We start from the raw sequence: 24,382 nt of genomic DNA on the forward strand, positions 1-24,382 counted from the left end.
CATAAATAAAGGGTCAGAATTTTATAAATAAAAGGTTGATTTTTCCTGGAAACCATATTAGTATAAATTTTATTAATCCGATGAATTTAATATGAATTAGCGGAGCTGATCGGACAAACCGAAGGCCCTATTACCCTTTCAAGGGGGTAGTAGGGTCTTTTTTTGCAGCGTCAAGCTTTTATCATGTAAAGCGTCAAAGAAGGGGAGAGGAATATGGGATTTCAATTTGATCATTTGGTCCATTTCGTCAAAAGTCCTGAAGAGACCCGGGAAGAAGTCATTCGCGCCGGGATCCATGCAGTCGAAGGAGGAAGGCACGAAAACCATGGTACGTACAATGCCCTCGGGTATTTTGGGTTGAGTTACATCGAATGGATCGGTGTATTCGATCAGGGACTGGCAGAGTCTGCCTCAGCGGTTCCTTACAGTCTGCGCGAAACGTTCCGGCATGACGGATACAAGGAAGGATTGTCACGGGTTGCATTGAGGTCGAAAGATTTGGAGCAGGATGCAGAACGTTTCAGAGAACTCGGTCTTGATGTACATGGACCGAACCCGATGAGCAGGAAACGTCCTGATGGGAGCGTCGTGAGTTGGAAGCTGCTGCATGTAGGAGATCCTGAAGGGGGACCTGAATTGCCCTTCTTCATTCAATGGGATGAAGGCGATGCAGAGCGGGAGCGTGACCTTGAAGAGCGCGGTGTCGTCTCGGCGCATCCTGGAGGGGAACTGACGCTCGAAGCTGTCGGATTCGCCGTGAAGGATCTCGGGGCAGTCTCACGCTGGGCCGACATCCTGGACCTTCCCATAACAGAGGAATTTGAAGACGAGTCCCTGCAGGCAAAGGGAAAGGGCCTGAAGTTGCAAGGAGGCAACCTCGTATTCTATACACCAACCGGGAAAGGCATAGTACAGAACGTGCTCGACGAACGGGGAGAGAAGCCGTTCCAGGTCCTGTTTCAAGGAAATGAATCCCGAACACAAAGAATTCGCGAAGGTGATTATCGATTCAAGGTAAAGGAGGAAGCCAAATGAAAAAGTACAGTGTCATAGCCATCATGATCTCGATCTTTCTCCTATTGGCAGGATGCAGCGGTTCATCATCGAGTGCGGAGAAGAAGGACTCGAAGGTGATCAAGATTGGGTATCAAAAGGGGAATACGATCAACATCCTGAAAGAAAGCGGGTTCCTGGAAGAAGCCCTGAAGGAAGAAGGATACAAAGTGGAATGGAAGCTCTTCACCCATGGCGGAACCCTTCTTGAAGGAATCTATTCAAACGCCATCGATTTTGGTCATGCTGCAGATGGGTCGGGGATCTTTGCCCAGGCTTCGGGTAAACCCCTTGTGTATGTAGGGGCGGATGCCCCCAATCCGGAAGGTGTAGGGCTCATGGTCAGGACCGACTCTGGAATCAATTCCATAGAAGAGCTGAAAGGCAAAAAGGTTGGGGTATTGAAGGGTGGAAACCATCACTATCTTGCCATTCTTGCCCTCGAATCCGTCGGACTGACGGCTGACGATGTTCAATGGGTGTACCCGGAAGATGCGGCGCAGGGCCGTTCCCTCATTGAGACGAAACAGGTGGACGCCCTTGCTTCCTATGACCCATTCTTCGCCGGCATCGAAACCGAACTGGACGTGAAGACCCTGACGGAAAATAAGGATTATGATTATCCGAATCGCACATTCTACTACTCTACTCCTGAATTCGCCGAAGACCATCCGGAGCTCGTGGACGTCATCATAAAAGCCATCGACAAATCCGATCAGTGGGCGAACGAAAACAAAGACGAAGTAACGGATCTTCTTTCCAAAGCGCTCGGAATCGATGAGAGCATCATTTCCAAAGCGGTTGAACGCCGAACATACGGTGCCACGGGCATTACACAGGAAATCATCGATGCCCAGCAGAGGCAGGCTGATAAATACTACGAAATCGGCTTGATTCCAAAAGAACTGGATGTATCAAAAGATATGCCGATCAAGTAAGGAAGGATGATAGGTTTGAAGAAGAATAATTGGTTCCATTCCGTCCAGCCGTGGATCATCCCGATCCTTCTCTTGGCCCTATGGGAGCTTGTGTCATCACTTGAAATTGTCTCCCCGTCCCTTTTCCCGTCCCCTGTTGCCGTAGTAGTGAGCGGATGGGAGCTTGCGGTATCGGGAGAACTCTCCACACATATACTCGCAAGCCTGTCGCGTGCGGCCATCGGAATGCTGATCGGCGGTGTGATCGGGTTCGTCCTTGGCATCCTGAATGGACTGTCGGATGTTTCCTTCCGCCTGACGGATACAACCATCCAAATGATCCGGAATATCCCCCATCTTGCCCTGTTGCCCCTGGTGATTGTATGGCTCGGGATCGATGAGAGCGCGAAGATCTTCCTGGTGATCCTTGGGGTGATGTTCCCTGTTTATATCAACACGTATCATGGCATCCGGACCGTGGATCCGAACTTTATCGAGATGGGCAGGATGTATAACCTGAAGGGCTGGCAGTTGTTCAAACATATCCTTTTCCCTTGGGCTCTCCCATCCATCTTTGTAGGCCTCCGCTATGCCCTAGGCGTGATGTGGCTTACATTGATTGTGGCAGAAACCATACCGACGGAGCAGGGGATCGGCTATCTGGCAACGAACGCACGGGAGTTCATGCAGACGGATATTATCATCCTGAGCATCGTCATCTACGCCCTCCTCGGAAAACTGGCCGACATCGTCGCTCAAGTCGGCGAGAAGAAGGCACTGAAGTGGAACGAAAGCTATGTGAAATCATAGAAAGGAGGAAGTCTTATGTCCAATCTGGAAACAAAACGCAACAGCCAGCCGGTCCGGATCGACCTGGTCGGTGCCGGTAAACAATTCGGCGATAAGGAAGTGTTGAAAAACATAGAGCTCACGGTGGAGAAAAATGAATTCGTAGCCATTATCGGAAAGAGCGGTAGCGGAAAGAGTACGCTGCTCCGCCTGGTGGCTGGACTTGAATCATTGTCCGATGGTGAACTGCTTTTCAACGGGAAGCCTGCGGGTGAAGATGCGTCCAAGATCACGATGATGTATCAGGATTCCAGGCTGCTTCCATGGAAGACGGTCATCCAGAACGTCGGTCTCGGCCTGAAAGGGGACTGGAAGGCCAGGGCGGAAAGCGTACTTGAGGCAGTTGGACTCCTGTCCTACAAGGATCAATGGCCATCCAAGCTTTCCGGAGGACAGAAGCAGCGCGTCGCCTTGGCCCGCGCCCTTATCCATGAACCGTCCCTCCTTCTATTGGATGAACCGCTCAGTGCCCTCGACGCCTTCACGAAGCTTGAGATGCAGAACCTCGTGGAGACAATCTGGCAGGGGGTAGGATTCACTGCGCTCCTGGTCACGCATGATGTACGGGAAGCCATCCGCCTCGCAGATCGGATCGTTCTGATCGAGGACGGGCGAATCGCGTTGAATGTTCCGGTCAACGCTGCAAGACCAAGGCAGGTCTCATCACCGGAACTCGTCGCTTTGGAGGAAAGGGTGCTGTATGCCATCATGAAAGAAGCACCGCCCGTACAAGAAAAGAAGTTCAAGACCATCTGAAAAAAAGCCGTCGCTCCCCCAGTGGAGCGGCGGTTTTTGTATATCAAAGCATAAATCCAAAGAAAAATGTATGCCAAATCCGATAAAAGTAAAGGAAACCAATCACAACCTGAGGTAGAATAGAAGAAGATTGATAGAGAAGATGGAGGTAATGAGACATGCTAGGTGCAATTGAAGCTGGCGGTACGAAGTTTGTCTGTGCTGTAGGCGATGAACAGGGAACCATCATCGACAGGGTCCAGATCCCGACGACCCTTCCAGAAGAAACGATTCCGAAGGTCATTGAGTTTTTCAGAAAACATCCCGTCAAGGCGATCGGCATCGGATCATTCGGACCGATTGACGTGAATAGAGAAAGCGCTTCATACGGAAATGTCACATCCACGCCTAAGGTCGGGTGGAAGGACTATCCGTTCGTTCAAGCGATCAAGGAAGCCATTCCCGTTCCGGTCGGATTCAATACGGATGTAAACGCCGCAGCCCTTGGGGAGGCAACATTCGGCGCAGCCAAAGGCCTCGACAGCTGCCTTTATATCACGGTCGGCACGGGTATCGGTGCCGGTGCCGTCGTCCAAGGGAAACTCCTCCAGGGACTTTCCCATCCTGAAATGGGCCATATCCTCATTCGCCGTCATGAAGATGATGCATATGAAGGCAAATGCCCGTATCATAAGGATTGTCTTGAAGGACTGGCAGCAGGTCCGGCCATCGAAGCAAGATGGGGTGTCAAAGGCGACCAGCTCGTGGACAAAGGGGAAGTATGGGAGATGGAAGGCTACTACATCGCCCAGGCCCTCATGCAGTATATCGTCATCATCTCACCGAAGAAGATCATCCTAGGTGGGGGCGTGATGAAGCAGAAGCAAATCTTCCCGATCATCTACAAGCATCTGGAGAAGATGATTAATGGATACGTCGACCTTCCGCCGCTTGAAGACTATATCGTCTCACCAGGTCTTGGGGATAATGCCGGTATTACCGGGTCTCTCATGCTTGCACAGGAAGCGTATGAAGATGAAATCAACAGGGAAACAACACGGGTATAAGTATATGTGGGAGCAGGCTGGTCTTTTGGGATCAGCCTTTTTTTTATATCAATGACAGATATGGGGTTCCTCCCGGTATTGAGGAGGTGGTGATGGAGAAGGTTCCGTTCCTCTGCGCTGCAGGCCCTTGCTTTCCACGGGGAGGAAGTAGAGCCTCCTCATTCTTGCGGGGTCTCGATCATTCCTCATTTCCCGTAGGAGTCAAGTGCCCTCCGCTCCGATCCACTCTGAGGGTTAGAAGAGTTTGATAGAAATTTCAAGTGGATGAGTCTATCATGGCAAGCATCCCTGAGCTAAAGAAATGTGATGTAGATAGGTCCGCTCCTCTGATTTGATCCACCATGTAGGTTGTAGGTTCAATATAGACAACTCGGACAAATCTAACCTATGAATCTAAGTTTCCGTTTCTTTCTCCCCATCAAACAAAAAAGAGTGAAGTGAAGCGGAGGGGGGCCGACTCCCGCGGGAAAAGTGGGCAGGTGAGACCCTGCAGGCGCAGCCGAAGCGGCTCACCGTCCACCCCGCAGGAAAGCGGCCACCCGCAGCGAAACGGAACGGTCTCCGTATAAATAATCCCCATTTAATCAAGATTACAAAAATCCCCGAACACCAAGTAGAAAAATGTAACCCCAATCCACACTAGGGTTTGTAGAAACCTTTGCAATAAACTCTGCTGAGCAAATTTGATTTTCCTGCCTCAATAAATCGAGCGAAGTTAACCTAGGAATCTACTCTTCAATTTTTCCTAACCTATCAAACAAAAAAGAGTGAAGTGAAGCGGAGGGGGGCCGACTCCCGCGGGAAAAGTGGGTAGGTGAGACCCTGCAGGCGCAGCCGAAGCGGCTCACCGTCCACCCCGCAGGAAAGCGGCCATCCGCAGCGAAACGGAACGGTCTCCGTATAAATGATCCCTCATTTAATCAAGATTCCAAAAATCTCCGCACCCCAAGTCGAAAACATTTTTCAGAATTGTAAGCGTTTCTTATTGTGAAAATCCCAATCTTTGTTTATACTGAACTCATATATTTCTAAATAATAAATTAGATTTCCAAATAGGAAATACTAAGAGCGCAGGTGGAAAACAATGAGAAAAATTGAAGTATTGAATGGAATCAAAGAATGCGGCGTCGTCGCCGTCGTGCGGGCAGACAGCAAAGAACAAGCCATCGTCATCTCCGACGCATGCGTCAGCGGAGGAATCAAAGGAATCGAAGTCACTTTCACAGTGGACGGAGCCGCAGAAGTCATCAAAGAACTGAGCTCCATCTACGAAGGAACCGACGTCCTCATCGGCGCAGGAACCGTCCTCGACGCCCAGACCGCTCGGATTGCCATCCTCGCCGGAGCCGATTTCGTCGTAAGCCCAAGCTTCGATGAAGCAACCGCCAAACTATGCAATCTGTATCAGGTGCCCTACATGCCGGGCTGCATGACCATCACTGAAATGAAGACAGCCCTCGAAAGCGGAGTTGACATCATCAAGCTATTCCCGGGAAGTGCTTATGGCCCCGACTTCATCAAAGGCATCAAGGCGCCTCTTCCCCAGGTGAACATCATGCCGACCGGTGGGGTGAGCCTTGGAAATGTAGCAGAGTGGATCAGGAACGGCTGCGTGGCTGTCGGTGTGGGAGGAAGCCTCCTCGAGCCTGCCAAGACCGGTGACTTCGAGAAAATCACGGAGTACGCGAAAGAATATATCCTGAAGGTCAAAGAAGCAAGGGGAGGATCGTATGAAGGTACTCACGTTCGGTGAAATCATGCTTCGATTATCCACCGGTGAAGGGGAGCGGCTGATTCGTGCAGGTTCCCTTCAGATGAACTACGGTGGGGCCGAGGCCAATGTCGCCGTTTCCCTGGCCCACTTCGGGCATGACGTCCACTATGTGAGCAAGATTCCGGCACATCCCATCGGTGAAGCGGTCAAGCATCACCTCCGTTCCCATGGGGTGAGTACGGATTTGATCCTCCAGGGAGGGGATCGTCTCGGCACCTACTATCTGGAATCGGGTGTCGGGGAACGCAGTGCCAAGGTCATCTATGATCGCAAATACTCAAGTTTTTCCCATTTGTCCACAGGCGAAATCGATTGGGATCACACCCTTTACGGCGTCGGCCTCCTCCATGTATCAGGGATCACCCTTGCCCTCTCAGAGGAACTCAGGACAATTACATTGCAAGCGCTTCAAAAAGCAAAAGAACGAGGGATCACGACAAGCTTCGACTTTAACTACCGAGCAAGTCTCTGGAGCCAACGGGAAGCCTCCCTTGCGTATAAGCCACTGCTTCCATATGTGGATATCGCATTCTTCGGGGAACTGGATGCCGTACATCTCCTCGGTTTGGAGAGGAAAGATCCGGCACTTCCTCGCGAAGAGAGACTGCTTCAGTATTACAAGGAAATGGAAAGGGAGTATCCGAATATCCGCCATATGGCGTCGACATTCAGGGATGTCAAGTCCTCCACCGTCAATGACCTGCAGGGTAACTATTATGTTCACGGCATGCTCCATCAATCGAAGCTCCATCACATCGCTCCCATTGTGGATCGTGTCGGCGGGGGAGATGCCTTTGCTGCGGGGATCATTCATGGCATCCTGAAGGGAAATGATCCGGACGGGATTGCCGCCTTTGCCACGGGAGCATCAGCACTGAAACATACCGTACGAGGAGATAGTAGCCTTTTCACCGAAGAAGAGGTCCGTCAGTTTATAGATAGCGGATCCGGCACCATCGTCAGATAGCATCGCAACCTACCATACTATGAAAATGAAGGAGAGATGAGTCATGGAAACACGTTATGCCAACCATCCCGAGGAAATCAAACGCTACAATACCGAGGAACTGCGGAAGCACTTTTTGAAAGAGACCCTGTTTGAAGCCGGTCAGGTTCACCTCACTTATACGCATGTGGATCGCATGATCTTCGGCGGTGTGACACCTGCCGATCAGGAGCTGACAATCAAGCTCGATAAGGAACTTGGAGTGAACTACTTCCTTGAGCGCCGCGAGCTCGGCATCATCAATATCGGCGGCGAAGGAAGCGTCATCCTTGATGGGGAAGAGTATTCCATGATCCGCTATGACGGACTGTACGTCGGGAAAGGGACGGAGCAGGTTCTCTTCCGTTCGAAGGATCCGAAGAATCCGGCAAAGTTCTATATCAATTCAACTCCTGCCCACCACAAATATCCGACGGTGAAGATCGATATCAATGAAATCAAACCGCTTGAAATGGGTGAACAGGGGACCCTCAACGAACGTAAGATCCACCAGTATATCCATCCGAACGTATGCGAGAGCTGCCAGCTCCAAATGGGGCTCACGATGCTGTCACCGGGAAGCGTATGGAACACGATGCCTTGCCACACGCATGAGCGCCGCATGGAAGTGTATTTGTACTTTGATATGGAGCCGGATACAAGGGTGTTCCATTTCATGGGTCAGCCGGATGAGACACGCCACCTTGTGATGAAGAACGAGCAGGCCGCGATTTCGCCGAGCTGGTCGATCCATACGGGTACGGCGACAAGCAACTACACGTTCATCTGGGGCATGTGTGGAGAAAACATCACCTATGACGACATGGACCATATCAAGATGGAAGACTTACGATAAGGGGTGGTTCCATGAACATCGGGATGAGAGCACACGATATCGAGAAGCGTCCGCTACCGGAACTCGTGGAGGAGCTTGGGTACAAGGGGGTAGCCTGCGTGCAGTTCGCCCTGGCGAAATCCCTTGATGTCCCGTCTCACCACGGAGCACTGAGCCCTGGATTCGGAAGGTATGTGAAGAATGCATTCGACGCCCGCGGGATCCAGATCGCCGTCCTCGGATGCTACTTCAATATGATCGACCCCGATCATACGGAGAGGCGAAAAGGAATGGACCGGTTCAAGGAGCATCTTCGCTATGCCCGGGACTTCGGCTGCAGCATCGTAGCGACGGAGACGGGGAACGTCCACTCCAAGATGGGGTATACGACGGATAATTTTCATGAAGCGCCTTTCCAGGATGTGGTGAGGAGCGTCAGGGAAATGGTGGCGGAAGCTGAGAAATTCGGAGTCATCGTCGGGATCGAGGCGGGTGTCAACCATCCGATCCATACGGTGGAGAAGATGAAACGGCTGCTCGATGCGGTCGATTCACATAATCTGCAGGTCGTCTTCGATCCCATGAACCTCATGACACTCGAGAATTATCAAGAGCAGGAGAAGGTGTTCGAAGAAGCGATGGAGGCATTCGGCCACAGGATTGCCATCTTCCACGCGAAGGATTTCAAGGTCGAGGATGGGGTCCTCAGTACGGCTCCGGTCGGGACCGGTTTGATGAATTATGACTGGCTCTTTGGTTGGTTGAAGGCAAACAAGCCCTACATCAATATCATCATGGAAGAAACGGTGGAGCCGTATATCGATGATAGTCTGGCATTTTTAAAGAATAAGTATGAGCAGGCCTAACAGAAAGGAAGAGGGATGAGCATGACAGGATTGTTTTCATTGGAAGGGAAAGTCGCCCTTGTCACGGGTGCGAGCCGTGGACTCGGTCAGGGTATGGCCGTCGGACTGGCGGAAGCAGGAGCCGTCGTCATTGGCGCGGGCGTGAGTGCGATGAGTGAAACGCGCGAGAAGATTGAAGGACTTGGCGGGGTGTTCCATGAAGTGAAGGTCGATCTTTCGGAGAAGGGTGCTGCGTCCAAGCTTGCTGAGGAAGCTCTTGCCAAGGAAGGACGCATCGATATCCTCGTCAATAATTCAGGCATCATCCGACGTGAAGATGCGGAGAATTTCCAGGATGAAGACTGGTTTGACGTCATCAATGTGAACCAGCATGCTGTGTTCCAGCTTTGTCGTGAAGTCGGCAAGCAGATGATCGAGAAGGGGAGCGGGAAGATCATCAATATCGCGTCCATGCTGTCCTTCCAGGGTGGCCTGCGCGTTCCTGCATACACGGCAAGTAAACATGCGGTTGCAGGACTGACGAAGTCATTTGCCAACGAGTGGGGCAAGAAGGGCGTCAATGTGAATGCCATCGCCCCCGGTTACTTCGAGACGGATAACACAGCGCAGCTGCGCGGGAACGCTGAGCGGAGTGCTTCAATCACGTCACGCATTCCTCAGGGGCGCTGGGGTCGTCCCGAGGATCTCAAGGGAGCCGTTGTCTTCCTGGCATCGGATGCATCCAATTACGTGAACGGCCATATCCTCTGTGTCGATGGTGGATGGATGAGCTCATAATAAACAAAAATGAAAAAGCCCAAGAATGGTATCATTCTTGGGCTTTTCTATGCTCTTTATTCGAGATCATTCAGGATATTGTTCCGGCACGTCTCGACTTCTTTGATCAGGTTCTGCAATACTTCGTCTGTGAGGCGATAGGTGGGAACACTGACGCTGATCGCCCCGACGTTCTTGCCGCCCGAGGTCGTGATGGCCGTCCCTACGCAAAATACTTCATTTTCGTGCTCACTATCGTCAAATGCATACCCCTGGGCACGCACCTTTTCAATTTCGTCGAAAAATCCTTCATGAGTGGTGATCGTATTGTCCGTCATCCTCACCATCTCGATGGAATTCAGGTAGCGCCTGATTTCCTCATCGCTCTGATCGGCAAGGATCGCTTTTCCCATGGCAGAGCAGTAGAGCGGGATGTTTTTCCCTACTTTGGAATACAGACAGACGGGGTTTTGACTTTCGATCTTTGCCACATAGACAACATGGATGTGGTCGAGTATCCCAAGGTGGACCGTTTCGTTCGTCCGCGCCTGGAACGCTTCGAGATGGGGCTGGGCAATCTGTTTGATATCGAGCTGACTCAGTGCCTTCAGGGCATATTTGATGATGGATGGCCCGAGGCTGAATCGTTTCAGCTCAGGATCCTTCTGTACATAGCCGATGAGAACCAGCGTATCAAGGATCTTGAGGGCAGTCGAGCTGGTCAGTCCCGTTTCTTTTGCAATGGATTGGAGGGACTGGGGACCATTGCTCGAAGACAGATGATCCAGAATGAGGGACGCCTTGATCAGCACGGTCCCGTAAGGTTTTTGAGTGGTCATGTTTTTCTCTCCTGTACCGCTTTTTATTAAGTATATCGAACAGATTATTGCTATACAAGACAATCGGTTTCCTATTTAGAAATAAAAAATAAATGTTTAATTGTTCAAAAAATTGTTGTAATTCTATCAGGCACAGAATATAATCAGTTTAAGTAAGCGCTTTCCCAAATATACTTACTAGAGTTACACACGGAATCAAGCGGCTTTTTGCCATCTTAAGGTAAAACGCTTACCTAATCTAAACAATGGGGTGTTAGTGTGAGAAAATGGAAGGTCAGTTTGCTTGTAGTTGTATCATTTGTACTTTTGTTCATGACGGCATGTTCAAACTCTGAGAAATCATCTTCGGATAAGAAGAAGCTTCAGTTCTTCGTTTCCGGTGATAACGTCGAAGGTGCTGCGCTTGCGACCATGTCGAAGAAGTATACGGAAGAAACAGGGGTGGAGATCGAAGTCGTGGATGTGCCGTTCAGTGATATGGCGACACGGATCACGAACATGGTACAGGCAGGGAATCCTCCTGCACTGGCACGTACGGCAGAATTCAATCCGATCTGGAGTGATTCACTGGCAGATCTCAGCTCTACACTGAAGGATAAAAACGTAAGGGAAGACCTTGCGATTAAAGATGACGGCAAGATCAAAGCCATTCCAATCGATTTCACGGCAGTCGGTCTCTTCATCAATAAAGACCTGTTTGACAAGGCAGGTGTGAAGTACCCGACATCAGGTGATGATGTGTGGACATGGGATGAATTTGTAAGCGCTTTAAAGACAGTGACTGAAAAAACGGATGCCAAATACGGGATGGTCATGGATCAATCCGAGCACCGTCTGAGCACCTTGCTCTATCAGTTTGGAAGCAAAGGATTCTACGAAGAGAATGGAAAGTACACTACGAATCCTGAAACGAAAAAAGGCCTTGAATATTTCGTGAAGCTGAACGACGACAAAATCATGCCGAAAGCCGTTTGGGCTGCGGGTGAAGATCCATCTTCCATGTTCAAGAGCGGACAGGTGGCAGCGTACTACTCAGGTGTATGGCAAGTAAAAGATTTCGAGAAGAACATCAAGAATTTTGAATGGGCAAGCGTCCAGATGCCTTATGAAACGGTCCGCTCTACAAACTTCGGTGGAAACTACATGGTGAAATTCGAAGGGTCCGGAGTGGAGAAAGAAACACAGAAATTCATCGACTGGCTTTATACGAAAGAAAACTATGAAGAGCTTGCAGGTCTCGGCGGATATCTTCCGGTTGTCCAAGATGCAGAAGTGGACTACGGTGTAGGCGAAGCAGGAACACATGCGTATGAAGTATACAACGAAGAGATCAGCTCTACGGCCAAGGTAGCTGCCAAGTCAAAATCAGAACGCGATACGATGCAATTGACTTCTGAAAAAATTGCCAATAACGTGCTCCGCGACAACATGATCAAGACGTTGAACGGCGAGCAATCCATCGATGACACCATCAAGACGGTGGAGCAAAAGTACACTGATGCGTATGTGAAGTAATATTAAAAACCGGCGAGGGAGTATGGTCCATACTCCCCGCTTCATGAAAAGAGGCTATGAAGATGAATGACTATCAATTCACCGTCCAGCCGGGCGAACCGCTAAACCGCTGGGTCCACACCGATTTAACCATCGCTCCATACCAATCCGAAAAGGCCGTATTCGATCACCCTGTGAACATCACGGAAGAATATGTGCAGATTGTATATCCAGGCAGACAGCAATTCTTGGATCAGCGTCTGAAAGAAGAGGTCCTTCTTCCTGAAACGGATTTTCACCACATCTACTTCCCTTTTGAAAATCCCCGATTAGAGTTTTCGGCTTTCATCCCGACGCCACATCTTCTGAGCGTCTATGGAAGGACATTCATCAAGCCCGACGAAGGTGGTACTTTCCCGTTCACGGTCAGCACGTGCGGAAGCGTCGAGATCTGGGTGAATGGGTCGAAGCAACTGAGCTGGACCCCCTACACAAGGAATCTTGCCTCCCATAAAGACATCACATTAACCCTTGAAGAAGGCTTTAATGAAATCATTCTCTACATGGATGACCTGGCCGAGCGGGATGTGAACTATTTCACCGAGCTCCGATATACGGGGCAGACGGCCCTTGAAGGCTACATACAGGTTCCGGCCAAAGCGGAACAAATCGAACAGGCCGAGCGCCTCCTGACTTCCCTTCACTTTTCAAAAGACATCTACCGTTCGGGACGATTGGAAGTTTATATGAATCGAGAAGAGGCATCCGGCTTCGATGAGCTGTTCGTCAATGTGAACCGCAATCATCTGTTGAATCCCGTGTTCGACAGCAAAGCCGACGACGAACTGGATGCATTTGATTTTTCTTTTAGTGTGAACCTTGGTGAAAGTGGATTTCAGAAGCTCATGAGCGTAGATGAGCTGTCATCGAACGGCCTGCTCCAGTTCGATATCGGAGTGGTGCTCCCTGGTGGAGTGCAGGTGGCGAGGAGGATGGTGGCGTCGATCCTGACGAACGACGACCCGGGACAGTCATTCTCGGATTCGCTTACGGAACGAAAGCAGGAGGTCCTCGAATTCTTCTCTCAAAGCGAGAAGCTCGATCTGAATGCTGGCTTCAGCTTGATCCACCTAAATGGAAAAGTGGATGAACAAGCGAAGCGTCATATCAGGAGCTGCTTTGATGAAATACAGAAAAAAGGCGACTGCGCCGATTTCCGCCTGGCGCCGCTGCTTGGCTTCACCATCCAGTATCAGGACACGATCCCGGCCGACTTTCATGAGGAGCTGAAGGAGCTTGCCGTGAACTTCCGATACTGGATCGATGAGCCGGGGAACGATGTGATGTGGTACTTCAGTGAAAACCATGCCCTGCTGTTCCATGTTTCCCAGTATTTCGCCGGACATCTCTATCCCGACGCAACATTCAGCGTGAGCGGGAGGACAGGGCGCGAGCAGTATGAGAAAGGGAAGGAACGGCTGGAAGAGTGGTTTGAATTGTTCCTGAAGTACGGCTACTCCGAGTGGAACTCGACAACCTATCTTCCGATTGACCTGATCGGATTCTTCAGTCTCTATGAATCGGCACCGGATGAGCATATTCGGAAGCTTGCAAAGAAGGCATTGGATTTCACCTTCAAGATCATTGCCGTAAACCTTCACGGAAAGACGATGAGTACGACTTATGGACGGGTGTATGAGCACGATTTGAAGGCGATGGAGATGGGGGAAACAGCCAATCTGGCCTTCATCACGTGGAAAAAAGGCAAGCTCAACACGGCGATGAGGTGTACGACGCTCTTCTGTCTATCATCCTATGAACCGCCTAAACTAGAAGATTACTTCATCGAGGATGCTTCAAAGGCCCTCGTGACCCAGTACAAACAAGGAATCAAAGAGGTCTACACGTACAACTACAAAACATCGAGCTACTGTATGAGCGCGGCAATCCGCTTCAATTCCTATCAGAAAGGCCATCAGCAGCATGCTATGAATATCGCCCTCGACCAGGACAATACCCAGATATGGATTAACCATCCCGGGGAGGCGGTATATAGCGGTGAGAACCGGCCGAGCTTCTGGGCAGGGAACGGGATCAGCCCGAACATCACCCAGTATAAGCAGTATATGTTCCTCGAGTATCGCCTGAAAGAGCCGTTCCTTCCATATATACATGCGTATCTTCCGTTCTGGAAGCTTGACGAGGTGAGGGAAGAAGGCAACTGGTTGTTTGCGAAGAAGGATGATGCCTATATCGGCCTATATTTCAGCAAAGGATATGAGCTGCAGGAGAAGGGCGCGATTGCACATCGGGAAGCCCGTTCATATGGGGCACATCATCGAGTGATCGCGACGTGTGCTTCAGAAACAGAAGTGGGTTCATTCGAGGTATTCGTGGAAGAACAGGTGAATGCAGCCATTTCGATCGACAGCCATCAATGGTCGTACGCGACGGAAAGGGCCGGAACGCTCCAGGTGATCGATGATCAGCTCTATGTGGACGGGAAGCCGGTAGAATACGATGCAGGCTATGAAGTCGAGGAAGAGCATATAAGCATTCCACAGTTTCAAAAGTAATCACTAACACATCATACTCTGGGACCCGCCTGCATGGCGGCTCCTGGGTGGCATGTGAAGGATTGAGGGGGAAGAACGGTGAGGAGAAAAGATAAAAACCAGAAATGGGCTCTGGCCTTCGTCATTGTCAACATGGTTTTATTCACGGTATTTTTTGCCTGGCCCGGCATACTCGGCGTGTACTATTCGTTCACGGACTACACTGGGATCAGCGCTTCGTTTATCGGACTGGACAACTATATTCAACTGTTCCAGGACAAAAGCTTCTATAAATCCTTGGGAAGGACGATCCTCTATACGGCGGTCGGAGTGCCTCTTCTATATGCATTCTCCCTGCTGATATCGGTCCTCCTGGTGAGCAAGTTCACAAAGGGGAAATCTGTGGCCAAGGTCATCTTCTTCTTCCCATGGTTGATTTCCTCCATCGTGACCGGGGTCATCTTCCGCTGGTTGTTCGGAGAAAGCTTCGGGTTCGTCAACTTTCTCCTTTCACTGATCGGAATGGAGCCGGTGGGCTGGTCCTCTGACGGAAATATGGCGTTCATCCTCGTACTATTCGCCACCGTGTGGATGGGGACGGCGTTCAATATGCTTCTGATGATCTCGGCGCTCGTGAACATCCCGCAATCGTACTATGAAGCAGCCGATATCGACGGTGCAAGCGGCTGGCAGAAGTTCATCCATGTGACGCTCCCAAGCCTGAAGCCGACATCCTTCATGGTCATCCTGCTGTCGGTCATCCATCTGATGAAGGAGTTCCCGATGGTGCAGGCCCTTAATAACGGGGGACCCGGTACGGATAACACATTCCTCGTCCAATATATCTATCAGACAGGATTCGACCAGCGGAATATCGGCTATGCAAGCGCGGTTTCCATGGTACTGTTCGTCATTCTCCTTCTCTTTGCAATCATTAATCTGAAGGTGGAAGAAAGGAGCAAATTATGATGAAGCGATATCGCGGCAGTACGATCCTGATGACGGCGATCATGGCCATACTGGCCATCGCCTACCTGTTCCCGGTCCTGTGGCTTCTGCTCAGTTCATTCAAGCCGGGCAGCGAGCTCTTCAGCTTCCCGCTGAAGCTATTTCCTGAAGAATTCACACTGGATAACTATAAATACGCATGGTCGACCATGGAGTTCACGAAATACGTGCTGAACACCTCCTTCGTCACCATCGTGGCGACCCTTTTGACCATCATGGCGAGTGCTTCCTGCGGGTACGCACTGGCGAAATATAAATACAAGTGGCTCAGCGTCTTCTTCATCTGTATCCTGGCCACGACCATGCTTCCGACGGAGGTTATCATGAATCCGACATTCACGGTCATCCAGAAGGTCGGGCTGTACGATAACCTGTGGGGATTGATCATCCCGTCCATTAACACGGCAACCGGGATCTTCATGTTCAGGCAGTTCTTCATGACGGTACCAGATGATCTCCTCGAAGCGGCACGCATCGACGGAGCGAATGAAGGTAGGATCTTCTTCCGCCTCATGCTCCCGATTGCAAAACCGATCATCATCACGCTCGCCATCTTCTCCTTCCAGTGGAGATGGAATGATTACATCTGGCCGCTTATCGTCATCAGCGATCCAAATAAGTACACCATCCAGGTCGCCATCCGGAGCATCGTCGGAGCGGATAATATCGATTGGGTCCTACTATTATCAGCGTCCGTCATTTCCCTCCTGCCGATGGTGCTGCTCTACGCGATCTTCCAGCGCTACATCATGGATACGGGGGCCAGTTCCGGTTTGAAAGATTAATGGGAAGGGATAGGAGATTTCCTATCTGTTAGCGAATGTAGTAAAGAATACGGCGTTACGAAAAGATGCTATGCGAGGTGGAAACTATGACACTACGGATAAAGGAAGTCCAGGAAACGGTCCATAAAGTGACCGGGCAGCTATTGGATCTGAAAAGACCCGAGAATGAATCGGAGCTTGAGGGGATCGGCGATGGAGCCAAAATCGGTTATTTCCCCAGGGACTTCGGGATGGAAGAATGGGATTGGCCGCAAGGAGTCGGGCTGTTCGGCCTGAAGAGCCTGTCTGGTCAAGACGGTTTTCCAGATTATCACACGTTTTTGAAAGAGTGGGCAGAAGATCAAAGGGAAAGGGGTCTTCCTCTCAAGAACATCAACACCACAGCCCCGCTCCTTACCCTCATGGATGTGGAGGGGACAGAGCAGCTTGCCCTTGAGTGGGCGGACTGGATCATGGAAAAGGCACCCCGTACCGAACGTGGATGTCTCCAACACGTCACCAGCGGTGCCACCAAGAATGATCTGACGATGAATGACGGTCAGGTCTGGATCGATACGCTCTTCATGGTTGTCCTTTTCCTCGGAAAGATGGGGGTCAGGTATGACCGCAAAGAATGGAAGGAAGAAGCGGTCCGCCAGTTCCTCCTTCATATAGAGCTCCTCTTCAGTGAAGAGGATGGTCTCTTCTATCACGGCTTCAATTTCAACGGTCATCACCGGTTCAGTGAAGCCTTCTGGTGCCGGGGGAATAGTTGGTTCACTTTGGCAGCACCCGAGTTTCTTGCTATGATGGAAGGACAGCTGGATGACGGAACGTACAACACCATTCTCAACACCTATAAGGCCCAGGTCGACACGCTTGTGGAGCTTCAGGCACAGGACGGCCTCTGGCATACGTTGCTTGATGACGAGGATTCCTACACGGAAGTATCGGGATCTTCTTCCATCGCGGCGGGCATCCTGAAGGGCATCCGCTATGGATTGCTGGATGGATCCTATCTGGATGTATGCAGGAGAGCGGTTGATTCCATCCTACAGGAAGTCGACGATGACGGCACCGTACTCAAGGTATCGGCGGGAACGGCAATCGGGGCCTCCAAAGAGGACTATAAGAATATCATCATTGCTCCCACAGCTTACGGGCAGGCCTTGGCGATTGTACTATTTTCTGAAGTTCTTCAGCATGAAAAATTAGTAGCCTGATACAGTAGGAAATAGACATCGGAGTGGGCCCTGAAAGAGGAGTTAACTATGAAAACAACAATCTATGATGTGGCAAAGGAAGCGGGCGTATCCATTGCCACGGTATCGAAAGTCATCAATAATACAGGGCGGATCAGTGAGAAGACCCGCAAGAAGGTAACGAAGATCATGGGGGATCTCGAATATCAGCCGAGCAGCGTGGCTGCAGCCCTCACGGGAAAACGGACGTTCACCATCGGCGTCCTCGTACCCGATATCGCAAACCCCTTCTTTGCAGAAATCGCTCGCGCCCTCGAGAACAACGCCAGGAAAAGTGGCTATACAATCATCCTCTGCAGCACGGATTATCAGAAAGAGCGGGAGCAGGATTATTTCGATCTGCTCATGAAGAAGCAGGTGGATGGGATGATTATAGCCACCGAACCGAAGGAGCTTCAGAAGTTCAAGAATCTGGAGAGCCGCGGTATCCCCTATATCATGTTCTCCTTTGATCACTTGGAGCTCGACTCCCATGTGGTGACGACGGATGACGTGAAGGGTGGCTACCTTGCCGGGAGATACCTTCTGGACCACGGTCACCGTCATGCAGCCGTCATCACGGAGCTACAGCGTGCGAGTGGAAAGCTCAGGCTTGAAGGGTTCAAGAGGGCATTGGGAGCCGCAGGGATCGAGCTCGAATCCGATTCCGTGATCAACTCCAAGTCCACTTTCGAGGATGCGAAAAAAGCGGCAAGGAAGATCCTGAAGAAAGAAAACAGGCCATCAGCTGTTTTTGCCTCGACCGATCTGATTGCGGCCATTTTCATCAATGAAGCGCGGAAAGCAGGCGTATCGATACCAGACGAGATGTCGATCATCGGCTTCGATAACACGATCTATGCGGAAATCGCCGATCCGGGTTTGACGACGATCGCCCAGCCGATTCCAGAGCTTGCTTCCTATGCAATCGAGCAATTGATGAAATCCATCAAGGACCCCGACAGTCCCGCCCATCGAATCACACTGGCTCCCCATCTAGTCGAGAGGGATTCAGTAAAGACACTAGAGAACCATGAAGCTGACTGAATAAGTCAGCTTTCATTTAAAGGAAAAGGGAAAGCGCTTAACTTAAAAGGCATACAGATAGGGAAAAGGGAGGAAGACAGAATGGTAATGACAGTGGGAATTATAGGTGCAGGCAGGATCGGAAAGATCCATGTAGAGAACTTGAGGAAGCTGAGGAATGTGAAAGTGAAGAGCGTGTCAGATGTTCAGGTGTCACACCTGCAGGACTGGGCGAAGGAGACGGGGATCGAGCATCTGACAACGGATTACCGGGAGCTCCTTGCCGATCCGGCCATCTCTGTGATTTTCATCTGTTCCCCGACGAATACCCATGCCGACCTCATACGCGAGGCAGCAGAAGCAGGGAAGCATATCTTCTGCGAAAAGCCGGTCAGCTTCACCGTTGAAGAAACCGAAGCGGCACTGGCAGCAGTAAAAAGGGCGGGTGTGAAGCTCCAGGTCGGATTCAACCGCCGCTTTGATGCCAACTTCCAAAAGGTGCGGGAGCTTGTAAGCGAAGGGAAAGTCGGGACTCCGAATATCCTCCGTATCACATCAAGGGATCCGGAGCCGCCGAACACTGCATATATCCGTACTTCAGGCGGCTTGTTCATGGATATGACCATCCATGATTTCGATATGGCCCGGTACATCATGGGGAGCGAAGTAGTCGAAGTCCATGCCCACGGTGCCGTCCTTGTGGATCCTGCCATCGGGGAAGCAGGAGATATCGATACGGCCATCGTCTCCCTGAAGTTTGCCAATGGTGCCCTAGGGGTCATTGAGAACAGCCGCCGAGCTGCTTACGGATATGATCAGCGCCTTGAGATCTTCGGAGATAAAGGAGCCGCCCAGGCTGAAAATGTAAGGGCTAACACGGTCAAACTCGCAACGGAAGATTATGTGACGACGGAAAAACCGCTCTACTTCTTCCTTGAGCGTTACACCCAAGCCTATGTGGAAGAAGTGATCCAGTTCATCCAGGCCATCGAGAATGACGCGCCGGTGTCATGCTCTGGATTTGACGGGCTGCAGGCCGAACGGATCGCCAAAGCGGCCAGAACCTCCCTTGAAACGGGCGTACCGGTCAAACTGACCCACGAAACGGTCAAAAGGAGTGAGATCGTATGAACCCACTATCGTTTCATGAAGACCGTCCCTTCGACCTGATCGCCGTCGGCCGACTGTGCATCGATCTGAATGCGAATGAAACGAACCGTCCGATGGAAGAAACGAGCACCTTCACGAAATACGTCGGGGGTTCACCTGCCAATATCGCCATCGGCTCTGCGCGACTCGGCATGAAGACCGGCTTCATCGGAAAGGTATCCGACGACCAGATGGGCAGGTTCATCACCGGATACCTTGAGCGGAATGGGATCGATACAGAAGGGGTGAAGATCGACAGGACCGGAGCCGTGACGGGACTTGCCTTTACAGAGATCAAAAGTCCGGAAGACTGCAGCATCCTGATGTACAGGGACAATGTGGCCGACCTGCTCCTTCATCCGTCCGAGGTGAGTGAAGCGTATATCAGGAAGTCCAAGGCCCTGCTCATCTCTGGAACGGCCCTTGCCCAAAGTCCGTCCCGTGAAGCAGTATTCCTTGCCCTGGAGTATGCGGTGAAGCATGATGTCACCGTGTTCTTCGATCTCGATTACCGGCCTTACACATGGAAGGATGAAGCAGAAACGGCGGTCTATTATAACCTGGCTGCCGAGAAATGCGATTGCATCATCGGGACGCGTGAAGAATTCGACATGATGGAGAGGCTCCTGAACCGCACCGAATCAGATGATCACTACACGGCGACACGCTGGTTCTCCCATCGTGCGGACATCGTCGTCATCAAGCACGGAGGGGCGGGATCGATCGCCTATACGAAAGACGGGGGTTCACATCGCAGTGGAATCTTCCGGACGAATGTACTGAAGACATTCGGAGCGGGAGATTCTTACGCCTCCGCCTTCATCCACGGCCTGATGAAAGGAACGGATGTATCAGAAGCCATGAAGCGTGGAAGTGCATCGGCCTCGATCGTCATCTCCAGGCACAGCTGCTCCGACGCCATGCCGACAGAAGAAGAGCTTCTTGAACATATGGATTCAGCTCTATACGAAACAATCTAATACAAGATGGAAAGGGAGAGGTAGCATGACAGTGACAACCGTACGTACAGTGAAGAACTATATCGGAGGAAAGTGGATCGAATCAGCATCGGAGAATACAGAAATCGTCTATAATCCTGCCACCGGTGAAGAAATCGCCATCGTAAAGCTCAGCACGCGGGAAGAAGTGAACGAAGCGGTCGAAGTGGCTCATGAAGCGTTCAAATCATGGTCCCAGGTGCCGGTGCCAAAACGCGGGCGCATCCTGTTCAAGTATCAGCAGCTTCTTGTCGAGCATTGGGATGAACTGGCGAAACTCGTCACGGTCGAGAACGGTAAGAGCTTCGCCGAAGCGCACGGGGAAGTCCTCCGCGGCATCGAATGCGTCGAATTTGCAGCAGGGATCCCGAACCTCATGATGGGCAAGCAGCTGCCTGACATCGCCGCCGGTCTGGAATCAGGCATGTACCGGTACCCGATCGGGGTCGTGGGCGGGATCACCCCGTTCAACTTCCCGATGATGGTTCCTTGCTGGATGTTCCCCCTTGCCATCGCCTGCGGGAATACATTTGTTCTCAAGCCTTCCGAACGGACCCCGCTTCTCGCGGCCAGACTTGCAGAGTTGTTCGAGGAAGCCGGTCTGCCGAGCGGCGTGTTGAATATTGTCAACGGTGCCCATGATGTGGTCAACGGTTTGATCGAAGAGAAGAAGGTGAAGGCAATCTCCTTTGTCGGCTCCCAGCCGGTCGCGGAACTCGTCTATAAAAAAGGAACAGAGAATCTGAAGCGTGTGCAGGCACTGTCAGGAGCGAAGAATCACTCCATCGTCCTGAAGGATGCGAACCTGGATGTTGCTGTATCCCAGATCACGGGAGCTGCTTTCGGTTCTGCCGGTGAGCGCTGCATGGCGGCCGCCGTCGTCGCCGTCGAGGAAAGCATCGCCGACGCGTTCATCGAGAAGCTGAAGCAGGCTGCAGATGACATTACCATCGGGAATGGTCTGGAAGAAGGCGTATTCCTCGGTCCGGTCATCCGCCAGAACCACAAGGAACGCACATTGAGCTATATCGATTCTGGTATCTCACAAGGTGCGACCCTACTCCGTGACGGCAGGAAGGACAAAGCGACGGAAGGGGAAGGATACTTCCTCGGACCGACGATCTTTGATCATGTGACGCAGGAAATGAAGATCTGGCAGGATGAAATCTTTGCCCCGGTCCTTTCCGTCGTCAGGGTGAAGGACCTTACAGATGCCATCGACCTGGCCAATGCCTCGGCATTCGCGAACGGTGCGTGCATCTATACGGATAGTGCCTCAGCCATCCGCCAGTTCAGGGAAACGATGGATTCAGGCATGCTCGGCGTCAATATCGGAGTGCCGGCACCAATGGCGTTCTTCCCGTTCTCCGGCTACAAGGATTCTTTCTACGGGGACCTTCATGCGAATGGAAGCGACGGCGTTGAATTCTATACAAGGAAGAAGATGGTCACGGCCCGTTACGTCAAATAATGGACGGGAGCGGCATGCGCCGCTTCCTTTTTATCATATAGAGTGAATAACACAAGGAGGGAATCAGTATGGAAACAATCCGACTAACCACTGCACAGGCCCTAGTGAAGTTCCTGAATGCCCAGTATGTCGAGTTCGACGGCAGGAAAGAGCGATTCGTCAAAGGAGTCTTCACCATCTTCGGACATGGGAATGTCCTTGGCCTCGGGCAGGCACTTGAAGAGGACCCGGGTGAACTTGAGGTGTACCAAGGCAGGAACGAGCAAGGGATGGGCCACGCAGCCATGGCTTTCGCCAAGCAATCGAAACGGAAGCAGATCATGGCCTGTACCGCCTCGGTTGGTCCCGGTTCTGCCAATATGATCACATCTGCCGCTACGGCAACGGCCAATCAGATCCCGGTCCTGTACCTGCCGGGAGACGTCTTCGCCTCCCGACAGCCCGATCCCGTCCTCCAGCAGATCGAGCAGACCCATGATCTTTCCATTTCGACCAATGACGCGTTCCGCCCTGTCAGCAAGTATTGGGACCGTGTGAGCAGACCCGAGCAGCTCATGCAAGCGATGCTGAACGCCATGCGCGTCCTCACCAACCCTGCAGACACGGGAGCCGTCACGATATCCCTGCCCCAGGATGTACAGGGGGAAGCGTGGGATTATCCGCAATCATTCTTCCAAAAACGAGTTCATCGCATCGAGCGTCGCATGCCTTCCATTGAGAGCGTAGCGGATGCCGTGGAATTGATCCGTTCCAAAAAGAGACCGTTCATGATCCTCGGAGGAGGCGTCCGCTACTCTGAAGCTTCCGGGACGTTCCTACGTTTCGCAGAAGCGTTCGGGATCCCCTTCGGTGAAACCCAGGCAGGGAAGAGCGGGGTTCCGGGCACTCACATCCTGAATCTTGGAGGGGTGGGCGTGACCGGCAATGTGGCCGCCAACCTCCTCGCATCAAAGGCCGACCTGATCATCGGGGTAGGTACACGATTCACGGATTTCACCACGGGATCCAAGGGATTATTCCAGGAAGCAGACGTCCTCACGATCAACATCTCGGATTTCCATGCCGGTAAACTTGATGCCGTGAAGGTGGTCGCAGATGCGAAAACGGGTCTCGAAGCGATCGCTTCGGAACTGGGAGATTATCAATCTTCCTATCAGGGAGAATTGGAAGAAGCGCGTGAGCAGTGGGAAGCAGAACTTCATCGTCTTCATCATATCGAAATTGGTGACTCGTTCACACCTGAGATTGCCGGACAGCTTGATGAGGAACTCCCTCATTATAAGGAAGCATTGAACACCAATCTTGCACAAACAACGGTCATCGGCCACGTCAATCGGTTGATCGGCCAGGATGCCGTAATCGTAGGGGCAGCAGGAAGCCTACCTGGTGACCTGCAGCGCATGTGGGTGTCGAAGGAGCAAGACACATACCACATGGAATACGGCTATTCCTGCATGGGGTATGAAATCGCCGGTGCCCTGGGCGTGAAGCTTGCCGAGCCTGGTCGTGAAGTGTATGCACTGGCCGGTGACGGGAGCTACCTCATGCTTCATACGGAATTAATCACAAGCCTGCAGGAACGCAAGAAGATCAATATCCTCCTCTTTGATAATGCCGGATTCGGCTGCATCAATAATCTGCAGATGGACAACGGGATGGGAAGCTTCGCCACTGAGTTCCGCCATCGCAATCAGGCAAGCGGCCGCATGGATGGTCCCGTCATGACCATCGATTATGCAAAGGTCGCTGAAGGGTACGGTGCCAAAACCTATTCCGTCCGCACCCTTGAAGAGCTGGAGGAGGCGATCAAGGATGCCAAGGATCAGCCGGTGAGCACGCTCATCGACATCAAAGTCCTGCCGAAGACCATGACCCATGGCTATGATTCCTGGTGGAACATAGGGATTGCCGAAGTATCGGAAAAACAAAGCATTCGTGAAGCGTATGACCGGAATAAGGCCAAACGTCAAACGGCGCGTCAGTATTGATGGGAGGAAAAG

21 protein-coding genes are annotated in these 24,382 nt (G+C 51.5%); 20 read left to right on the plus strand and 1 reads right to left on the minus strand.

The genetic code is table 11. The features are described 5' to 3' along the window. Positions 1 to 213 precede the first annotated feature (213 nt). The 10 genes from K6T23_RS01275 (at position 214) to kduD (ending at position 9,858) form a co-directional block, all read left to right on the plus strand. Positions 214 to 1,035, plus strand: a complete 822-nt coding sequence (locus K6T23_RS01275; protein WP_238283425.1) for a VOC family protein — start codon at positions 214 to 216, stop codon at positions 1,033 to 1,035. After that, a complete protein-coding gene (locus K6T23_RS01280; protein WP_079513798.1) occupies positions 1,032 to 1,991 on the plus strand; it encodes an aliphatic sulfonate ABC transporter substrate-binding protein in 960 nt (319 codons plus the stop codon). Before K6T23_RS01275 ends, K6T23_RS01280 begins: the two co-directional genes overlap by 4 nt. 15 nt (positions 1,992 to 2,006) lie before the next feature. Next, on the plus strand, positions 2,007 to 2,780 hold the full coding sequence (locus K6T23_RS01285) for an ABC transporter permease subunit (RefSeq protein ID WP_231888717.1): 774 nt from the start codon (positions 2,007 to 2,009) through the stop codon (positions 2,778 to 2,780). A gap of 15 nt (positions 2,781 to 2,795) precedes the next feature. Next, positions 2,796 to 3,575 (plus strand): ATP-binding cassette domain-containing protein, encoded by a 780-nt coding sequence (locus tag K6T23_RS01290; RefSeq protein ID WP_079513800.1) that lies wholly within the window; start codon positions 2,796 to 2,798, stop codon positions 3,573 to 3,575. 158 nt (positions 3,576 to 3,733) lie between these two features. Continuing rightward, positions 3,734 to 4,621, plus strand: a complete 888-nt coding sequence (locus K6T23_RS01295; RefSeq protein WP_056541423.1) for an ROK family protein — start codon at positions 3,734 to 3,736, stop codon at positions 4,619 to 4,621. A 1,084-nt stretch (positions 4,622 to 5,705) separates the two neighbouring features. Continuing rightward, positions 5,706 to 6,374, plus strand: coding sequence for a bifunctional 4-hydroxy-2-oxoglutarate aldolase/2-dehydro-3-deoxy-phosphogluconate aldolase (locus K6T23_RS01300; protein ID WP_048007289.1), 669 nt, complete (start codon positions 5,706 to 5,708; stop codon positions 6,372 to 6,374). Next, on the plus strand, positions 6,352 to 7,362 hold the full coding sequence (locus tag K6T23_RS01305) for a sugar kinase (RefSeq protein WP_238283426.1): 1,011 nt from the start codon (positions 6,352 to 6,354) through the stop codon (positions 7,360 to 7,362). Before K6T23_RS01300 ends, K6T23_RS01305 begins: the two co-directional genes overlap by 23 nt. Positions 7,363 to 7,405: 43 nt before the next feature. Next, positions 7,406 to 8,236 carry a 5-dehydro-4-deoxy-D-glucuronate isomerase gene (gene kduI / locus K6T23_RS01310; protein WP_048014006.1) on the plus strand — a complete coding sequence of 277 codons (831 nt, stop codon included), beginning with the start codon at positions 7,406 to 7,408 and terminating at the stop codon, positions 8,234 to 8,236. Positions 8,237 to 8,247: 11 nt separating this feature from the next. After that, complete coding sequence (locus tag K6T23_RS01315) at positions 8,248 to 9,081, plus strand: sugar phosphate isomerase/epimerase family protein (protein ID WP_056541433.1); 834 nt, start codon at positions 8,248 to 8,250, stop codon at positions 9,079 to 9,081. A gap of 21 nt (positions 9,082 to 9,102) precedes the next feature. Continuing rightward, positions 9,103 to 9,858: a 2-dehydro-3-deoxy-D-gluconate 5-dehydrogenase KduD gene (gene kduD, locus K6T23_RS01320; RefSeq protein ID WP_148986027.1), complete on the plus strand. Its 756-nt coding sequence runs from the start codon at positions 9,103 to 9,105 to the stop codon at positions 9,856 to 9,858. A gap of 56 nt (positions 9,859 to 9,914) precedes the next feature. Here the strand turns inward: kduD and K6T23_RS01325 are convergent, their stop codons facing one another. Then, positions 9,915 to 10,676 carry an IclR family transcriptional regulator gene (locus tag K6T23_RS01325; protein WP_056541439.1) on the minus strand — a complete coding sequence of 254 codons (762 nt, stop codon included), beginning with the start codon at positions 10,674 to 10,676 and terminating at the stop codon, positions 9,915 to 9,917. A gap of 258 nt (positions 10,677 to 10,934) precedes the next feature. Between K6T23_RS01325 and K6T23_RS01330 the strand changes: the two genes are divergently transcribed. From K6T23_RS01330 to iolD, 10 genes are all read left to right on the plus strand, one after another. Then, entirely contained in the window at positions 10,935 to 12,191 is a 1,257-nt protein-coding gene (locus K6T23_RS01330; RefSeq protein ID WP_056541441.1) for an ABC transporter substrate-binding protein, read from the plus strand. A 62-nt stretch (positions 12,192 to 12,253) separates the two neighbouring features. Beyond that, a complete protein-coding gene (locus K6T23_RS01335) occupies positions 12,254 to 14,746 on the plus strand; it encodes a hypothetical protein (protein ID WP_238283427.1) in 2,493 nt (830 codons plus the stop codon). Between the two features lie 78 nt (positions 14,747 to 14,824). After that, positions 14,825 to 15,694 carry a carbohydrate ABC transporter permease gene (locus tag K6T23_RS01340; RefSeq protein ID WP_231888716.1) on the plus strand — a complete coding sequence of 290 codons (870 nt, stop codon included), beginning with the start codon at positions 14,825 to 14,827 and terminating at the stop codon, positions 15,692 to 15,694. Then, positions 15,691 to 16,518, plus strand: coding sequence for a carbohydrate ABC transporter permease (locus K6T23_RS01345; protein ID WP_048014002.1), 828 nt, complete (start codon positions 15,691 to 15,693; stop codon positions 16,516 to 16,518). The genes K6T23_RS01340 and K6T23_RS01345 overlap by 4 nt, the downstream gene beginning before the upstream one ends. 86 nt (positions 16,519 to 16,604) lie before the next feature. After that, positions 16,605 to 17,720, plus strand: a complete 1,116-nt coding sequence (locus tag K6T23_RS01350; RefSeq protein WP_238283428.1) for a glycoside hydrolase family 88/105 protein — start codon at positions 16,605 to 16,607, stop codon at positions 17,718 to 17,720. Positions 17,721 to 17,768: 48 nt separating this feature from the next. Further along, positions 17,769 to 18,785: a LacI family DNA-binding transcriptional regulator gene (locus K6T23_RS01355; protein WP_079513810.1), complete on the plus strand. Its 1,017-nt coding sequence runs from the start codon at positions 17,769 to 17,771 to the stop codon at positions 18,783 to 18,785. Between the two features lie 81 nt (positions 18,786 to 18,866). Next, on the plus strand, positions 18,867 to 19,895 hold the full coding sequence (gene iolG / locus K6T23_RS01360) for an inositol 2-dehydrogenase (protein ID WP_079513812.1): 1,029 nt from the start codon (positions 18,867 to 18,869) through the stop codon (positions 19,893 to 19,895). Next, positions 19,892 to 20,893 (plus strand): 5-dehydro-2-deoxygluconokinase, encoded by a 1,002-nt coding sequence (gene iolC, locus K6T23_RS01365; protein ID WP_056541452.1) that lies wholly within the window; start codon positions 19,892 to 19,894, stop codon positions 20,891 to 20,893. Before iolG ends, iolC begins: the two co-directional genes overlap by 4 nt. Before the next feature lie 25 nt (positions 20,894 to 20,918). Further along, the gene (locus K6T23_RS01370; protein ID WP_238283429.1) at positions 20,919 to 22,382 is read left to right on the plus strand and encodes a CoA-acylating methylmalonate-semialdehyde dehydrogenase; all 1,464 of its coding nucleotides are present in this window, start codon (positions 20,919 to 20,921) and stop codon (positions 22,380 to 22,382) included. 68 nt (positions 22,383 to 22,450) lie between these two features. Next, positions 22,451 to 24,370, plus strand: a complete 1,920-nt coding sequence (gene iolD, locus K6T23_RS01375) for a 3D-(3,5/4)-trihydroxycyclohexane-1,2-dione acylhydrolase (decyclizing) (RefSeq protein WP_238283430.1) — start codon at positions 22,451 to 22,453, stop codon at positions 24,368 to 24,370. The last annotated feature ends 12 nt before the right edge of the window (positions 24,371 to 24,382 follow it).

Source organism: Rossellomorea marisflavi, from assembly GCF_022170785.1.
Taxonomy (GTDB): Bacteria; Bacillota; Bacilli; order Bacillales; family Bacillaceae_B; genus Rossellomorea; species Rossellomorea marisflavi_B.

Bases quoted from the DNA above. Each gene is read 5' to 3' on its own strand.
- K6T23_RS01275 (WP_238283425.1), top strand. From the start codon at position 214: ATGGGATTTCAATTTGATCATTTGGTCCATTTCGTCAAAAGTCCTGAA.
- K6T23_RS01280 (WP_079513798.1), top strand. From the start codon at position 1,032: ATGAAAAAGTACAGTGTCATAGCCATCATGATCTCGATCTTTCTCCTA.
- K6T23_RS01290 (WP_079513800.1), top strand. From the start codon at position 2,796: ATGTCCAATCTGGAAACAAAACGCAACAGCCAGCCGGTCCGGATCGAC.
- K6T23_RS01295 (WP_056541423.1), top strand. From the start codon at position 3,734: ATGCTAGGTGCAATTGAAGCTGGCGGTACGAAGTTTGTCTGTGCTGTA.
- K6T23_RS01300 (WP_048007289.1), top strand. From the start codon at position 5,706: ATGAGAAAAATTGAAGTATTGAATGGAATCAAAGAATGCGGCGTCGTC.
- K6T23_RS01305 (WP_238283426.1), top strand. From the start codon at position 6,352: ATGAAGGTACTCACGTTCGGTGAAATCATGCTTCGATTATCCACCGGT.
- kduI (WP_048014006.1), top strand. From the start codon at position 7,406: ATGGAAACACGTTATGCCAACCATCCCGAGGAAATCAAACGCTACAAT.
- K6T23_RS01315 (WP_056541433.1), top strand. From the start codon at position 8,248: ATGAACATCGGGATGAGAGCACACGATATCGAGAAGCGTCCGCTACCG.
- kduD (WP_148986027.1), top strand. From the start codon at position 9,103: ATGACAGGATTGTTTTCATTGGAAGGGAAAGTCGCCCTTGTCACGGGT.
- K6T23_RS01325 (WP_056541439.1), bottom strand. From the start codon at position 10,676: ATGACCACTCAAAAACCTTACGGGACCGTGCTGATCAAGGCGTCCCTC.
- K6T23_RS01335 (WP_238283427.1), top strand. From the start codon at position 12,254: ATGAATGACTATCAATTCACCGTCCAGCCGGGCGAACCGCTAAACCGC.
- K6T23_RS01345 (WP_048014002.1), top strand. From the start codon at position 15,691: ATGATGAAGCGATATCGCGGCAGTACGATCCTGATGACGGCGATCATG.
- K6T23_RS01350 (WP_238283428.1), top strand. From the start codon at position 16,605: ATGACACTACGGATAAAGGAAGTCCAGGAAACGGTCCATAAAGTGACC.
- K6T23_RS01355 (WP_079513810.1), top strand. From the start codon at position 17,769: ATGAAAACAACAATCTATGATGTGGCAAAGGAAGCGGGCGTATCCATT.
- iolG (WP_079513812.1), top strand. From the start codon at position 18,867: ATGGTAATGACAGTGGGAATTATAGGTGCAGGCAGGATCGGAAAGATC.
- iolC (WP_056541452.1), top strand. From the start codon at position 19,892: ATGAACCCACTATCGTTTCATGAAGACCGTCCCTTCGACCTGATCGCC.
- K6T23_RS01370 (WP_238283429.1), top strand. From the start codon at position 20,919: ATGACAGTGACAACCGTACGTACAGTGAAGAACTATATCGGAGGAAAG.
- iolD (WP_238283430.1), top strand. From the start codon at position 22,451: ATGGAAACAATCCGACTAACCACTGCACAGGCCCTAGTGAAGTTCCTG.